Annotated in this window: 15 protein-coding genes; 10 read left to right on the top strand and 5 right to left on the bottom strand. The window is 31.3% G+C overall.

Annotated elements, in window-relative coordinates; all coding sequences use genetic code 11:
- Positions 1 to 314 precede the first annotated feature (314 nt).
- From hisS to KMP12_RS03790, 5 genes are all read left to right on the top strand, one after another.
- The gene (gene hisS, locus KMP12_RS03810) at positions 315 to 1,589 is read left to right on the top strand and encodes a histidine--tRNA ligase (protein ID WP_215756460.1); all 1,275 of its coding nucleotides are present in this window, start codon (positions 315 to 317) and stop codon (positions 1,587 to 1,589) included.
- A gap of 1 nt (position 1,590) precedes the next feature.
- Positions 1,591 to 3,363 (top strand): aspartate--tRNA ligase, encoded by a 1,773-nt coding sequence (gene aspS, locus KMP12_RS03805; protein ID WP_215756417.1) that lies wholly within the window; start codon positions 1,591 to 1,593, stop codon positions 3,361 to 3,363.
- 98 nt (positions 3,364 to 3,461) lie between these two features.
- Positions 3,462 to 3,800 (top strand): hypothetical protein, encoded by a 339-nt coding sequence (locus KMP12_RS03800; RefSeq protein WP_215756416.1) that lies wholly within the window; start codon positions 3,462 to 3,464, stop codon positions 3,798 to 3,800.
- Between the two features lie 416 nt (positions 3,801 to 4,216).
- Entirely contained in the window at positions 4,217 to 5,524 is a 1,308-nt protein-coding gene (dcm, locus tag KMP12_RS03795; RefSeq protein WP_215756415.1) for a DNA (cytosine-5-)-methyltransferase, read from the top strand.
- Positions 5,525 to 5,528: 4 nt separating this feature from the next.
- A complete protein-coding gene (locus tag KMP12_RS03790) occupies positions 5,529 to 6,509 on the top strand; it encodes a DNA cytosine methyltransferase (RefSeq protein WP_215756414.1) in 981 nt (326 codons plus the stop codon).
- 23 nt (positions 6,510 to 6,532) lie between these two features.
- On the opposite strand, the gene KMP12_RS03785 is transcribed toward KMP12_RS03790, so the two are convergent.
- The 5 genes from KMP12_RS03785 to KMP12_RS03765 are packed head-to-tail and all read right to left on the bottom strand — an operon-like array spanning position 6,533 to position 12,026.
- Positions 6,533 to 8,167 (bottom strand): hypothetical protein, encoded by a 1,635-nt coding sequence (locus KMP12_RS03785; RefSeq protein WP_215756413.1) that lies wholly within the window; start codon positions 8,165 to 8,167, stop codon positions 6,533 to 6,535.
- Entirely contained in the window at positions 8,168 to 8,380 is a 213-nt protein-coding gene (locus KMP12_RS03780; RefSeq protein ID WP_215756412.1) for a helix-turn-helix domain-containing protein, read from the bottom strand.
- Positions 8,367 to 10,181: an AAA family ATPase gene (locus KMP12_RS03775; RefSeq protein WP_215756411.1), complete on the bottom strand. Its 1,815-nt coding sequence runs from the start codon at positions 10,179 to 10,181 to the stop codon at positions 8,367 to 8,369. The genes KMP12_RS03780 and KMP12_RS03775 overlap by 14 nt, the downstream gene beginning before the upstream one ends.
- On the bottom strand, positions 10,181 to 10,630 hold the full coding sequence (locus KMP12_RS03770) for an ABC-three component system middle component 2 (protein ID WP_371741342.1): 450 nt from the start codon (positions 10,628 to 10,630) through the stop codon (positions 10,181 to 10,183). Before KMP12_RS03770 ends, KMP12_RS03775 begins: the two co-directional genes overlap by 1 nt.
- Entirely contained in the window at positions 10,623 to 12,026 is a 1,404-nt protein-coding gene (locus tag KMP12_RS03765) for an ABC-three component system protein (protein ID WP_215756409.1), read from the bottom strand. Before KMP12_RS03765 ends, KMP12_RS03770 begins: the two co-directional genes overlap by 8 nt.
- 407 nt (positions 12,027 to 12,433) lie before the next feature.
- Here KMP12_RS03765 and KMP12_RS03760 point away from each other — a divergent pair, with 407 nt between their 5' ends.
- The 5 genes from KMP12_RS03760 (at position 12,434) to KMP12_RS03740 (ending at position 15,279) form a co-directional block, all read left to right on the top strand.
- Positions 12,434 to 12,928: an RNA polymerase sigma factor gene (locus tag KMP12_RS03760; protein WP_215756408.1), complete on the top strand. Its 495-nt coding sequence runs from the start codon at positions 12,434 to 12,436 to the stop codon at positions 12,926 to 12,928.
- A gap of 154 nt (positions 12,929 to 13,082) precedes the next feature.
- A complete protein-coding gene (locus KMP12_RS03755) occupies positions 13,083 to 13,292 on the top strand; it encodes a hypothetical protein (RefSeq protein ID WP_215756407.1) in 210 nt (69 codons plus the stop codon).
- A gap of 22 nt (positions 13,293 to 13,314) precedes the next feature.
- A complete protein-coding gene (locus KMP12_RS03750) occupies positions 13,315 to 13,596 on the top strand; it encodes an rRNA biogenesis protein rrp5 (RefSeq protein WP_371821661.1) in 282 nt (93 codons plus the stop codon).
- 1 nt (position 13,597) lies between these two features.
- Entirely contained in the window at positions 13,598 to 14,725 is a 1,128-nt protein-coding gene (locus tag KMP12_RS03745) for a DUF2800 domain-containing protein (protein WP_215756405.1), read from the top strand.
- A 2-nt stretch (positions 14,726 to 14,727) separates the two neighbouring features.
- A complete protein-coding gene (locus KMP12_RS03740; protein ID WP_215756404.1) occupies positions 14,728 to 15,279 on the top strand; it encodes a DUF2815 family protein in 552 nt (183 codons plus the stop codon).
- The last annotated feature ends 103 nt before the right edge of the window (positions 15,280 to 15,382 follow it).

Here is a 15,382-nt window from a genome sequence, read left to right as displayed (position 1 = left end):
AAAATATTAATTTTAGAGAATCTGGTTCGTCGGCTGCAAGACTGGATAATTAATTTTAAAATGAGCAACACTTTATTATCACAAAAAATATTTTAATGAGGTATCAATAAATTTTGATATAAATTAGGGTGGCACCACGAATTATTATCGTCCCATATAAGCACTAGCTTGTATGGGATTTTTTATTATTAATTAAAAAATTAATTTTACAAGTTAAAAAATTTGAAGAGAAAATTCACAAAAATATTTTAATTAATTTCAAAGAATATAAATTAAAAATTTATGGAAAAAAGGAGAGAAATTGCATGAATAATATAATAAATATGCCAAGGGGTACACAAGATATACTACCCCTAGAAGCAAAAAAATGGCAGTATGTAGAAAACATGCTTAGAAAAATAAGTAATAATTTTTGCTACGACGAAATTAGAACGCCAATTTTTGAATCGACAGAACTTTTTGCTAGGGGAGTAGGAGATACTACCGACATAGTTCAAAAAGAAATGTACACATTTTTAGACAAGAGTAATCGTTCTTTGACCTTGCGTCCGGAGGGAACGGCGGGGACGGTACGTTCTTACATAGAAAATAAACTTTTTGCAGAAGTAATTAAACCCCAAAAATTATTTTATATCGGTCCTATGTTTCGTTATGAAAGAAAACAAAAGGGCAGATACAGACAGTTTGTGCAATACGGAGTGGAAGTTATCGGTGAAGAAAGTCCCAAGATAGATGCAGAAGTTATCAGTCTAGCTTATAACATTTACCGTTCGTTCGGTTTAGAAAATATTAAAGTCAGCATTAATTCTTTGGGCAATCCAGAAGAAAGAAAAGCCTATAACGAAGCCTTGGTAAAACATTTTGAACCCTCTATTGATGAATTTTGTAGCGACTGTAAAAATAGATTGTATAAAAATCCAATGCGTATCCTAGATTGTAAAATTGATGCGGGTCATAAACTTATGAAGACAGCACCAAAATTATTAGATTTTCTCGGTCAAGAATCAAAAAATTATTTTGATGAAGTGCTTAAACACTTAGACAGCTTAGAAGTAAAATATGAAATTGACCACAATTTAGTGCGAGGCTTGGACTATTATACACATACAGCCTTTGAAATTATGATAGACAATAAAGAAGTTGAACTGAAAACTCTTTGTGGTGGTGGTCGCTATAATGGTCTTGTAGAAATGTTAGGTGGGCCTGCTGGGGAAAAAGGTATCGGTTTTGCCCTGAGTATTGAACGTCTATTACTGGCACTAGAAACTGAAAATATTTCTTTACCCTTAGAAGATAATATTGATATTTTTGTAGTTTCTATGGGAGAAGAAGCAGGGAATTACGCAGTAAAACTTACAAATGATTTACGCTTGGCAGGTTTTAAAGTTCAAAACGACTACTTCGATAAAAAAATGAAAGCACAATTAAAATTAGCCGACAGATACAAGGCAAGCTTTACAATAATTATTGGCGAGCAGGAACTAGAAGAAAAAGAATTAGTAGTAAAAAATATGGCAAACTTTACACAAGATAGGGTAGCCATAAATGAAGTTATAAAATATTTAGAAGAAAGAATTAAAGGAGAATAAAATGTCAGCATACGGAAGAACAGAATATGCAGGTCTTATCGACGAAAGATTTGTAGGACAAACAGTAACAGTAAAAGGCTGGGTAGCCAAGAGAAGAGATTTAGGGAATTTAATTTTTATTGACCTTCGTGATAGAATGGGAATTGTACAATGTGTTTTTTCAGGAGAAAAAAATGAAAAAGCTCATAAGATAGCCGACAGCATTCGTAATGAATATGTAGTTTCTATCGAGGGGCAAGTAGTTTTACGTAAGGCAAAAACAATCAACGAAAAAATCCATTCAGGTAAGGTTGAAATTATCGTAACTCATGTAGAAATTTTATCAGAAGCAAAAACTTTGCCATTCGTACTAGACGACGCTTCACTATCAAGTGAAGAATTAAGAATGAAGTACCGCTACCTAGATTTACGCCGTACAGAATTAGCAGATGTAATTAACCTACGTTCAAAAATTACCAAAGCAAGTCGTGATTACTTAGACGGTAATAATTTTATAGACGTTGAAACACCAATTTTAACAAAATCAACACCCGAGGGAGCAAGAGATTATTTAGTACCTAGTAGGGTTCATCCAGGAGAATTTTACGCCCTGCCTCAATCACCTCAACTTTTCAAACAATTATTAATGGTTGCAGGTTTTGATAGATATTATCAAATCGCCCGATGTTTCCGTGATGAAGACTTACGTGCCGACAGACAACCAGACTTCAGCCAAATAGATATGGAAATGAGCTTCATGTCGCAAGATGAAATTATTGCTACCATCGAAGGACTGATTGCCCACGTCATGAAAGAAGTAAAAGGAATTGACGTAAGTCTGCCATTTGCAAGACTAGATTATGACGACGCAATGGAACGTTTTGGTTCTGACAAACCAGATACACGCTTTGGTATGGAATTAAAAGACGTGAGTGATATCGTAGCGACTAGCGATTTTAAAGTTTTTTCTAACGCAGTAGAACAAGGCGGAGCCGTTAAGTGTATAGTTGCCAAAGGTGTAGCCGACAAATATTCACGAAAAGATATTGATAATCTTGCATCCTATGTCGCAAATTACGGAGCTAAGGGACTGGCATGGCTTAAGGTAACAGAAGAGGGACTTAACGGAGCAATAGCAAAATTCTTTACTGAAGATGTAGCAGCAGAATTAGTAGAACGCACAGAAGCAGAAGTAGGAGATTTAATTTTATTTGCCGCCGACAGTAAAAAAGTATGTTACGCTTCACTGGGAGCCTTACGCCAAAAACTTGCTCGTGATTTAGACCTAATAGATAAAAATAAATTTAATTATCTGTGGGTAGTCAACTGGCCCCTACTAGAATTTGACGAAGAAAGTGGACGCTACAGTGCAGCCCACCACCCATTCACCATGCCAAAAGAAGAAGACGTTCATCTGCTAGAAAGTTCACCAGAAAAAGCCTACGCCCAAGCCTACGACATCGTCCTTAACGGTTATGAATTAGGTGGAGGAAGTATTCGTATCTTCGACAAAGAAATTCAAAAATCAATGTTCAAGGCTCTAGGCTTTACAGAAGAAAGTGCCAATTCACAATTCGGTTTCCTACTAGACGCCTTTGAATACGGAGTACCACCACACGGAGGGTGTGCAATAGGTTTAGACAGATTTGTAATGTTGCTAGCCGGCAGAGAAAATTTAAGAGATACAATCGCCTTTCCAAAAACAGCCAATGCTTCTTGCCTAATGACACAAGCACCATCACCAGTCGACCTAGAACAATTACTAGAACTAAACATTTCAACCCTAAAAAAATAAGAAAAAAACACCAAATTTTTGGTGTTTTTATTTTGGGAAAATTTAATAAAATTCTATTTTATGATACAATAAAAAAAATAAGACAGAAAGGAAAAACCATGGCAAACATATCACAGCAAAAAAGACAGAAAATGCTAGAGTTTTTAAATAAACTAAAAGAGGAACATCAAGATGATGATAGTCTAAGAGCTTTGGGAGAAATTGAAACAGCACTTAACGAGAAAAAATACGGTCTAGTCTGGGAAAAACACACAGAAAAAGTAGATGAAATGTTAGAACACAACATACCCGTATTCTGTGAAGATGAGAATAGAAAAATCACAGTAAAAGAAAATGAAGTTTACAATTTTTTATTAGAGGGGGACAATCTCCACTCCCTAAAACTTCTTGAAAAAACACACAAGGGTAAAATTGATGTTATCTATATTGAAATGTAAGTTACAGAAATGATACAATAGGAATGCTTATATTAAGGGCTTTTATTCAATTAAGAATAGAAGGCTTATTTTTTATCTAAAAATAGCATAAAATCTAAAAGATAGAGTTTAGGTAGGTGCATACTTTATAACGAATAAAAAGGTCTATCGTTAAATGTTGCACATAGTTTATTAATTATGTGAAGTGTGCTGTATTGCTGAAAAAAGGGGCTCTAAAGCTACTTGATACTAAAGGTTTTGTTAACTCTTTTTTGGCTTTAAACCATTGTGTCTATTGGCTTAGTGAAGTTGATAGAATGGTTACAAGGGGAGGTTATGGAGAGAGGGGAGATTAATCAAAAAAATTGAAAAACTCCGAAAGACATGGTAATATAATTCTGATATAGCAGAAAAACATATTCATACAGGAGTAATTAATGAGTGTTAGATATAATAAATTATGGAAAATTTTGGTAGATAAAAAATTAAATAAAACTCAATTTAGAGATACTGTTGATATTAGTAATCAGACACTATCAAAATTAAGCAAAAATCAATTTGTTAGTTTAGAAGTATTAGATAGGATATGTGATGTTCTTAAATGCAATATAGGTGATATAGTTGAGCATATATCAGAGAAAGGTGTAGAAACAAAAAAAGCGGAATTAAGAGTGGTTAGTCTATTTTCTGGAATCGGTGGTTTTGAGAGTGGAATAGATTCCTCAAATATATCTGCAAAAGTTGTTTTTGCATCAGAAATTGAAAAATTTGCGACTTTATCATATCAATCAAATTATCCAGATCATATGTTAGTGGGGGATATAACAAAAATTCACGAAACTGATATACCTGATCATGATATTCTTGTGGGGGGATTTCCTTGTCAAGCTTTTAGCATAGCAGGAAAGCGAAATGGATTTAAGGATACACGAGGAACATTATTTTTTGAAGTTGCAAAGATATTAAAAGAAAAAACACCTAGAATTGTTTTGTTAGAAAATGTTGAAAACTTAATAAACCATGATAAGTCAAATACAATACGAACTATATTGTTGACTTTAAGTGAATTGGGATATACTGTTGATTTTACCATATTGAATTCTTCTGAAATGGGGGTGCCACAGAATAGGTCTAGAACTTTTATTTTAGGTATAAAAAATTTCCCTAGTGAACCTTATAAAGAAGATTTTAGAAGTCAAAAAATTAGTAGCTTAAAAAAAGAATTGAATTTGGATGATAATTTTAATGGTTTTAATTTTTTTAACGATTTAAAGTCTAATAATGAGGATAAATATATAAAAGATATATTAGAGAATAGTGTAGATTCAAAATACTACTTTGACAGTAAAAAAGTCCAAAATTACATAGATTCTTTGGAAATTCCAAAAATAAATTCTGAGAAAAAGATAATAAAAGTATTTGATTTTCCCAAAGAAGTTCATAATGATCAAGAAAGACAGAGAAGAGTACATTCTATTGAAGGAATTTCTCCTACAATTTTGGCGAGATCGGATACTACAAAGATACTAGTTGAAGTTGATGGAAAGTTAAAAGTAAGAAAATTAACACCAATTGAAAATATGCGCATTCAAGGCTTTGATGAGGCGTTTATTGACAACATAAAAAACATTGGTATGAGCGATACACAGATGTATAAACAATCAGGTAATGCAGTTAGTCCACCAGTAATTTCAGAAATATTTAACCTAATAAACGATTCAATACTTCATAAAAAAAGGAGATAGTGCGATGAAAATTAAATTTATTGATTTATTTGCAGGGATAGGTGGATTTAGACTTGCATTAGAAAAAAACGGTGGTACTTGTGTTTTTTCTAGTGAAATAGATAAATTTGCTAGTGAGACGTATTTTAATAATTTTGGAGAATTTCCATCAGGTGATATATTTAAAATAAAGGATGATGAAATACCAAATCATAACATTTTATGTGCAGGATTTCCTTGCCAACCGTTTTCTTTAGCAGGGAAAAGACTTGGTTTTAATGATGTTCGTGGTACACTTTTTTTTGAAGTTGCTAGAATATTAAAATCTAAAAAACCGGAAGCTTTTATTTTAGAGAATGTTGCGGGGATTGTTAGTCATGATAATGAAAAAACATTAGAAACAATTGAAAATATATTAACAGAGTTGGGTTATAAATTTTCTTGGAAACTATTGAATGCAAAAAATTATGGAATTCCTCAAAATAGAAATAGATGGTATTGTGTAGGGGTCAGAAACGAATTTGCCATTGATATAGACTCTGTTTTTCCAGAAAAAATCAAACTAAGTAAAACTTTAAAGAATATAATTGAAATGGAGATAAAAGATTCGCATATTGTATCAGATACAGCGATAAAAAACATAAGTAAGCATGTTAATTCATTTTTAGAAAAATCAAATAACATAATATATAATGAGCCCATTATTGCAAATAATATTAGACCTTCCAAGGTATCTTTTAGCGCTAATGGGATATCACCTTGTTTGACTGCAAAAATGGGAACAGGTGGGAATAATGTACCAGTCGTTGTTGAATTAAATAGAAAATACACTATTACAGAATGCCTAGCTATTATGGGGTTTCCTTCTAATTACAAAATAAAAGATAACTATAGTCAGAGTTACAAACAAATAGGTAATAGTGTCGTAGTACCGTTAATTGAATTAATTTCAAAAAATTTATTTAAATCACTAGAAATACTTTTACAAAAACAAGCGATGGAATAAATTTATACCATCGTTTGTTTTTATCAATTTGGTTTGATAGTTATATAGTATTTTCCTTTACTTCTACCAGATCCATTATCAATATGGTATGGCATTAGTAATTCTTTGCTTAATTTTCCGTGCGAAAATAAAAAAGATGTATAGTAAGGAGGATTGAACCACCCTTTGCCTTGGAATAAAGCTTCCTTAAGGTCTATATTAGCATCGATAACTTGTTTGATTTCATTTTTTACCAATGTTGTTAATTTACCTAGAGCACTATAGTCCAATATACTCGTTACATTTATTTTATAATATTCATTGCAGAACTTGATATAATTTTCTATATTTACATTTAAATTATTTGCAATAGTAGGGTTTTTATTGACTTGTTTTTTATCACAATAAAATATCAAAGTTGCAATTTTATTATCGATTTCATCAATATATTTAGTGAAAGCATCTTTGAAATTCGTAACCGACATTTTAGTAATTGTATAATTTTTTGAATCTTTTAGTTTTACTGATATACCCGAGTTATTTAATATTTCATAGTTAGGTATTAGTTTTAAATCCTCTTCAGTTAGTTGATAGTCATTTTTTAGTAGTAGATTCCTATCAATTGGCGTACAGGTTCTAATTATATAATTGTCAGATTTACACATAACTTTCTTTTTGGCGTTTTTTGAAAATTTATGTCCAACAACTTTAATGACATAGTAGTGATTGTTAGTGTCTAAATTGAGATCTGCACTCAAATATTTCCAAAAGGAATGTGATTTGTTTTTATTTAGTAGTTTAGAAAAACTGAATTCTTCAATATTTCCCTCGAATGTCCCTATATTGTTGGTATTTTGTAACATTAGGTTTGCAAGATCGTTTTGTATATTTCCATATTTAAGTTGAATATATCCACGTTTTTTTTTGCCAGAATCAGTTCCTTTAAGGTCGGCATTATAAGTTTGGAAAGACAATCTACCAACATTAAAGGTGCTTTTTTCTATTTCATTTTCTAGGTTAAATTCTAGTAATTTTGATTGCTTAATCCAGGATCCATGACGTTCATTTCCATGATAGATATAATGTACTTCCTTTCCTACTTTGCCAAAAAATAATGCACGTCGTATTATTGCTTCTTTATTATTGGTCAATAAATTTTGAATTTTTGTCCATTTATCTGAGAATAATATTTTGAACTGAGTGGTTGAAAATCTTCCAATGACGTTACCTTTAAGATCTCTTTTTATAGGTGCAGTTCCGTCAATTGTACCATCTGCCCAAATTAATAATCGTAAATCATTGTATACCGACTCATCGCAGTCATTAACACTATTTAAACTTTTTAGCCAATTTATAAAAGATTCAATATCTTCCTGATGAACACTGTTTCCATTTCCAATTTTTGTACTAATACCAAATGTACTATCTTTTATATGTATATAAAAATCAGGTTTTACATTTATTTTTTTGTTTGAAACGGGATCAAGCTCTTTAGTGGCAATTTCTGAGGTAATTATCGTATTGTCAGAAATTGAAATTTGATTATCCGAGCAAATACTTAGTATAAATTGTTTTAAATGAGATGATAATTCTTGTAAAGATTTGTTATTTAAACATTTTACTAAAATTTCTTCATTTGAAAAACCATGTGAATTATTTCCTGTAATGTGCATACTCATTTAATTTTCCTCCTTGTAACTTTCCATAATATCTTCGAGTCTGCAATCCAAAGCGTTGCAAATTTTCAGCAAAATATCTGTTGTAATATTTTCTCCTCTTCCTAATTTTGCAATAGAAGAAGGACTGACACCGCTGACTTCCATTAGTTCTTTTTTGTTCATTCCTTTGTCAATTAGTAGTTTCCATAATTTGTTATAGCTAATTCGTAACATCAATTTCCTCCTGTTCTAGATATAAAAAGCCTTGTCTTCCAAAATTAGAGAATTCAATAATATTTGCATTTTGAGTATCCATATCTTTGAAATGTTCGGCATTTTCTACAATTATTAACTGTCCAGATTTATACGATTGGGTTAAGTAATTGAATAAACCTATTTTCATTAAATCACTTTGATCTTGGTATATTTCTTCATCTAGACCTAGAGTAGGACTATCTATAATTAAATAGTCGATATTATGGTCAGCATATTCATTCATATATTCTTTCAATGATAAAGCTACTATACTATTTACAAAAGATCTATAACCATTCCCATTGTTTTGATGTTTTTTCAATCCATTAATACGTACATCAAAGTCTTTTCTATTAAATTCAACAGTTGAAACATCGGGATAATTACAACTTGATAAAAGACTTTTAATTATATCTCCTAGACTATCGTAAAAATTACTTGAGAAATGCTCTTTAGGATGGTACTCATTTTTTTTATCAGTAGTTTCTTTTCCAAAATCTTTTAAATCTTTCTCATATGAAGAAATGTAATCATCAATAGATTTCAGATTTTCTTTGAGATTACTATATTTTGTGTATAAAGAGAGTGTATTTTTTATACTATCCACTTGTGGTTGTAAAGTGCGTTTGATATGACTTTTTATTTTCAAGTACTCGTTATTTAAGTTTTTTAAAGTTTCTTTTTGAGATTCAATTTCATTACCTAAATCAAGCGTAGTTAATTCTAGAGAATGAGAGTGTTCTAAAATATGACTAAGTTCAGCCTTTGCAGATTCAATATATGAGTGATTACCTTCTATTTTAATTTCAGAATCACAGAATGGACACAGTCCACCATTAGAATGAGCATCCAGTAATGTGCTTCCTTCTACAATTAAAGAAAGACGCTTGATATCTGAAATATATTGTTCTCTCAAATTATTATATCTATCTTTGAGTACGTCATTTTCAATTAATTCATTCTGTACTTTAGAAATATCTTCTAAAATAGTATTAGCTTGTGTATTATATTGATTGATGATTGTTTCAGATATTTCGAGTTCCTTAATTAAAGTTGTCATCTCTTTATTTATATCTAAGTTTTCGAACTCTGATAAGTTTTTTACCAATATATTTTTTTGTTGAACTAAACTATTTACTTTAAGAGCTACATAATCGTTAAGGGCAGTATTTTTTGCTTCTTGTATTTCTTTTGTTACATTAGCGTCATAACTAGAAAAATCTTTTGATGATAATAGATAAATTAAGGAAGACAAAAACGCAGTCTTGCTAGTATTATCCATAGAGAGAAGTATAGACTCTTTATTACTAATGTTTGTTTGAGAAATATAATTAATATCAGAAATAGTTCTCCATGTAAGAGAATTTCGCACAAAATCTTTATTTTTTATAACATTAACAGGAGTATTTATACCTATTAAGTACAATAATAAATCGGATAGATACATCTTTTTGTCGCTACGTTTACTAGCGTTTAGATAATAATCTCCATCGTTAATAGTTGGGATTGTTGAAGTAATATGTACTTTATTTGTATTAAAATTTCTGGAAATGATAATTTTACCTTCTGGGTGAATAAGAGTGAGTTGAACATTATCATAACCATGAGTTTTAGAAAAAGGGAGATTTTTACTACCTAGACAATAGTCAATAGAATCGGCAATGCAACTTTTACCCGTATTAGATGGTCCAATAATGAAATTTATATTTGGAGAAAACTCAATAATAGCATCTTTTCTTAATTTTCCTGTAGCTCGTATTTCTTTTATATAAAACGACACTAAAGTATACCTCCTTCCAATTTTATAGATTTTTTGCTAACTAATTGTTGTAACTCAATATCATTTTTGTGATGAAAGTTTTTATAAATTTTTTCAGCTAAGATAATGTATTCATTTTTATATTCTGATTCAATTGAGTTTACAATGTTAATTCCGTTATTATTAATGGCGTAGACGAATCCATGTTCAGTCGATGTAGCTGTTATTAATCCTTTTTGTATCAAGATTTGTAATCCTTTTTTTGTAAAAGTTCTTCTTAATGATAATTGACTAAATGCTAGTGAAGAATTACCATGTAAATTATGAAGTGCAATATTGAATATTTTTGAAAAACAAACCATAAAATCATAAAGATATATCCGTTCTAACGAAATAGGAGAGGTTTGAACAGATAGCATCAATAATGTGCGTAGACTGAATTCTGTAGGAGTATTAAATATTTTATTCATCTATTGTCACCCACGATCTAATTACATTATCATTTACTAAAACATGACAGATACCTCTTTTTTCTAAATTTCCTATCAATCCAATGATATTTTTTAATGTTGAATTATCTAAAGTAATAGTAGTAATTTTTTCTAATATGGCATTTAGTCTCTCTAATCCAGTAGTATAATGATTTAGGTATGTCATTTCGATACCACTAAATGCATCTTCTTTCAATATCTCCATCTGATACTCTCCGTCATCAAATACATCTCTAATAGCGCGTTGTTTTTGCTCTAACGCAAAATAAGATTTATTTTGTGTTTCATAGTGGTTTTTTAAGTTAGGTAGAAGAGAATTAATGTTTGATGAAGTAATATCTATGTTAGTAATCTCAGAATATAACTCATAAAGGGCTTGTACATATTTTTCATCTTCACTACTTATATTAGCATCTGGAGAAATACTGATTGGTATACTTATATCCACTCCAGATATAGTTATGGTATTTTTATACTTATTATATCTGGCTTGTGCAATAGGAACTAAAGGTTTATTATTTGAAATTTCTAAATTATTAATTTCTAAATTTATCACCCCACCATTACTTGCATTGAAAAAATTATTTGTAACTTGTGGTGTATTCTGTTTATTCTCTTCTAAGGTATTTTGAATATATTCATCATCAATAGGTTTTGTTGACGCTACTACATTCATCTGGGAAGAAGATGAATTAAACATATTATTAATGTCATCTTCAGATAAATCAGTTAATTGAATACTATTAAATCTATTTCCTAAGGCGTCATTATTAAATTTCCAAATTCCTTGGCTAGACTTTGAATGCCAACTTAGGAATGTTGGTCTACCTAAGCTATTATCTGTTCGATTTTTCAATATAAATCGAAGGATGCTAAAAAGAAATATGGGAAGACATACATGCTCAATTTGAGGAAAATTTTTCTTTTCTATCTCTTGATTAATATCAATATCAAAATGCTCTGTATCAGATATTTCTATATCTAGTATTATGGTTTCCAATAGTACTTTAGTTAGCCATTTTCTTTTATCTGTTCCTAAATAATTATTTATTAACCTAGAAATTCGAGAAAGAATTTCTAGGTTATTTTTGTTTGAAGCAAATGTTGATACGTTCTGAAAATTATCTAATTCAATGTATACACTTTTAAAATCTGAACATTGCTTATAGTTACTTGTAGCTTTTTTTATTGTGTTTCCCATATTTGAAGTATCATCACCAGTTAAAACATAATTTAATGCGTGCATTAGATCAATTTCACGTAGATTGTCGGTTCCACCTTTCAGTTTATCTCTTGCTTTTTGCCGTGGTTTTCTAGCAGGTAAAAGTAGTGAAAAAAATATACCTCCTGTAAGATAAGGAACATTTTTAGTCATATTTTTTCCTCCTTTCTTAAATTAGTAACGCCCAGGTACCTTAGGCACCTCAAAGTACATTTGACTAGGACTATATCTACTATAGGGTAGTATATGTAGAAACAATTAATTTCATTTATTGTAAATATTATATCAAAATTGAAGCAAAAAATATATTCAATAGTATAAGAAAATTTTGTTTTTAGACAAATAATTACAATAAAAGATAGTTTTCTACTTATTAATATTCCCTTCTTAGCTCATCAATTAGCTACTGATGACTGGCAGCGAAGAAGGGAAAACAAAATTTAATAGTATCAACCTAGCCAGTTGGTTGATCTGAAATGAGGAATTCATTTTATGATCAACAACAATAGGAAATTCCACTGGGTTCCTCATTTCCATTATGGAAAGAGAGGTAACCAAAAGTGGTTAATAAAAATTACATTGGGAAGAAAACCCCACAAAACAAACGCACTACATACAAGTATTATGTAACAGAAAAGACAGAAAAAGGTGAGTGGAAAACAAAAGTTGTATGTGAAATCAAACCAGATGGCACTGAAGAAACAGAGATTTTAATAGATACTCTTCATAAAATGGACGATGCTGAGATTTACAACAATATCAAAAATAAACGCAAGATTTTAAATAATAAAGAGAAAGCAGAAAAGAACAAGTGGGAAAAAGAACATCCAGATAAAGAATGGGACTTTAACTACACACAGTCGTTAGATGCCATAGAAGAAAAAGGCATTCAGTTAGACAAAACATCAATTTTGGCAGTATCAGATAATATAGAGCTTGATGAAAACGTTGAAAAGCTTAAGGATGCAATGCAAAAACTGACACCTAAACAAAGAGAACTGATTCAAAAAGTATTTTATGACGAAATTCCCCAAGTGGAAATCGCAAGACAATAGAATGTCTCTCCATCTGCGATTCATAATCGCCTACAAAAGATTTTTAAAGCAATACGAAAAAATTTTGAGTAGGGGGTTCATTTTAGCAACTTTTCTTTGCCTATATATGTGAAGGGGTTAAGCCTTTCAAAAAATATATAGGAGGATAGTTGCTATGAACTTAAAACATAGAGTATGTATCAACGTAACAGATAGTGGTGGCAACAAGAAAGCGGTGCTACGTGGTGGTATGCGAATTATACCACGGAAAATAGCACAGTGGCTGTTTGGAGAAAATCTTGAGATTTTAGTCCTAACACCTGGTCAAAGCGTTGAATCGGTAGAGATACATGAAGTGAAGAAAGGAGAAGATAGGGATGAGTAAAACGAAGTTGTTGCTAGACGTAGTGGAGAATTTGCGAAATTTAGCTGATAGTCTTCAAGATCTACATGACGTAATGGTTAAACCACTAAATGTTGAAACAGTAGGTGCTATAGAAGAAAAAAATAAAAATTCAGAAAAAACGAAAGTCTCTCTTGAAGAAGTGCGTGGTTTACTTGCAAAAAAATCTAAGGAAGGAAAGTCTGCGGAAGTAAGGGCATTAATTCAAGGGTATGGTGTGGTTAAGTTATCTGAAATAAATACATCTGACTATGAAGATTTATTTAAGAAAGCAGAGGTGTTGTAGAATGACTGAAAAACATGCGGTTTTAAGTCCATCGTCAGCACATCGATGGATTACATGTCCAGGACTTCCACAATTAGAAAAATTTTTTGCAAACAAGACAAGTGAAGTAGCACATGAGGGAACACTCGCACATGCTGTAGCAGAAAACAAATTAAGAAAAGCACTCGGTATGAAATATAAGATGATTCAAGTATCCGACATAGATATGGACGCATATACAGATGATTATGTAGCCTATATCTTGCAGGAACTGGAAAATATCAAGCAGTCAACAAAAGACCCCGTAGTCTTGGTTGAAGAACGTTTAGATTTTTCAAACTATGTACCCGAAGGTTTTGGTACCGGTGATTGTCTGATTATCGCAGATGAAAAACTCTATATTATTGATTTTAAATATGGAAAATCTGTACAAGTTGATGCAAAAGATAATCCACAAATGATGTTGTATGCTCTAGGCGCTTTAAATCTCTATGATGCACTATACGACATTAAGGAAGTCACGATGACCATCTTCCAACCGCGAAAGTTTCATATTTCAAGGGATACGAAATCAGTAGACGATTTGTTACATTGGGCGAATACAGAGTTAAAAGAAAAGGCTGAATTAGCTTTTAAAGGTGAAGGAACGATTGAGTATGGACCTTGGCTACAATTTAGTAACTGTAATGCCGTACTAAGAGTTAGGAAAGACTATCATGATAAACTCAAACAATTTCAACTAGCGTCGCCACATTTATTAACCGATGCAGAAATAGAAGAAGTGCTAGAACACGTAGATGACTTAGTTAAATGGGCAACGGAGATAAAAGAATATGCAACGAAAGTCGCAATAGAAACTGATAAAGAGTGGTCTGGTTACAAGTTAGTAGAAGGACGTTCAATTCGTAAATTTAAAGATGAAGAACAAGTCGCAAAAATAGCACAAGAAAATGGTTATACGAACATTTATCGTCAAAGTCTAATTACACTGACGGATATGCAAAAGTTGATGGGACGAGATAAGTTCAATGAGTTATTAGGAAATTACATTTATAAACCACAAGGTAAGCCTACTCTTGTGCCAATAACAGATAAAAGAAAAACATTCATTATGCATAATGCAAAACAAGAATTTAAGGAGGAAAAGTAAACATGACAAATAAGTTAAACAATACAAAGGTAGTAACGGGAGTAAACACACGATTTTCATATTTTAACGGTTGGGAGCCGGTGTCTATCAATGGAAGTAATCCAAAGTACAGTGTATCGGTTTTAATTCCAAAGGATGATAAAGAAACAATCACAAAAATTGAAAAAGCGATAGATGTTGCGATTGAACAAGGAATTGCTAAATTTGGAGGTAAAAAACCAAATAAACAATCGATAAAATTACCACTACGTGATGGGGATATTGAACGAGAAGATGAGGCCTATAAAGGACATTATTTCATTAATGCTAATTCAACAACAGCCCCACAAATCGTAGATAAAAATGTAGAACCCATTTTAAACCGTGAAGAAGTGTACAGTGGTTGTTATGGGCGAGTATCGTTAAACTTCTATGCTTTTAACTCTAATGGAAATAAAGGAATCGCCTGTGGTTTAGGGAATATCCAAAAATTACGAGATGGAGAACCATTAGGTGGTAGAAGTAATGCGGCTGATGATTTTAGTACAATAGAAGATGATGAGTTTCTAGCTTAGGAGGATAAAAAGATGAGTGAATTTTTAACAGTAATGGCTTATGTTTCAATGATTTTATGGACGTTATTTGGATTATTTATGCTTTATACGTCTGTACGTGATG

The sequence above is a fragment of the Gemella sp. zg-1178 genome (genome assembly GCF_018790995.1).
Lineage (GTDB): Bacteria > Bacillota > Bacilli > Staphylococcales > Gemellaceae > Gemelliphila.
Note: the sequence above shows the minus strand (reverse complement) of the source record. Positions and strands in the feature narration are given on the sequence as shown.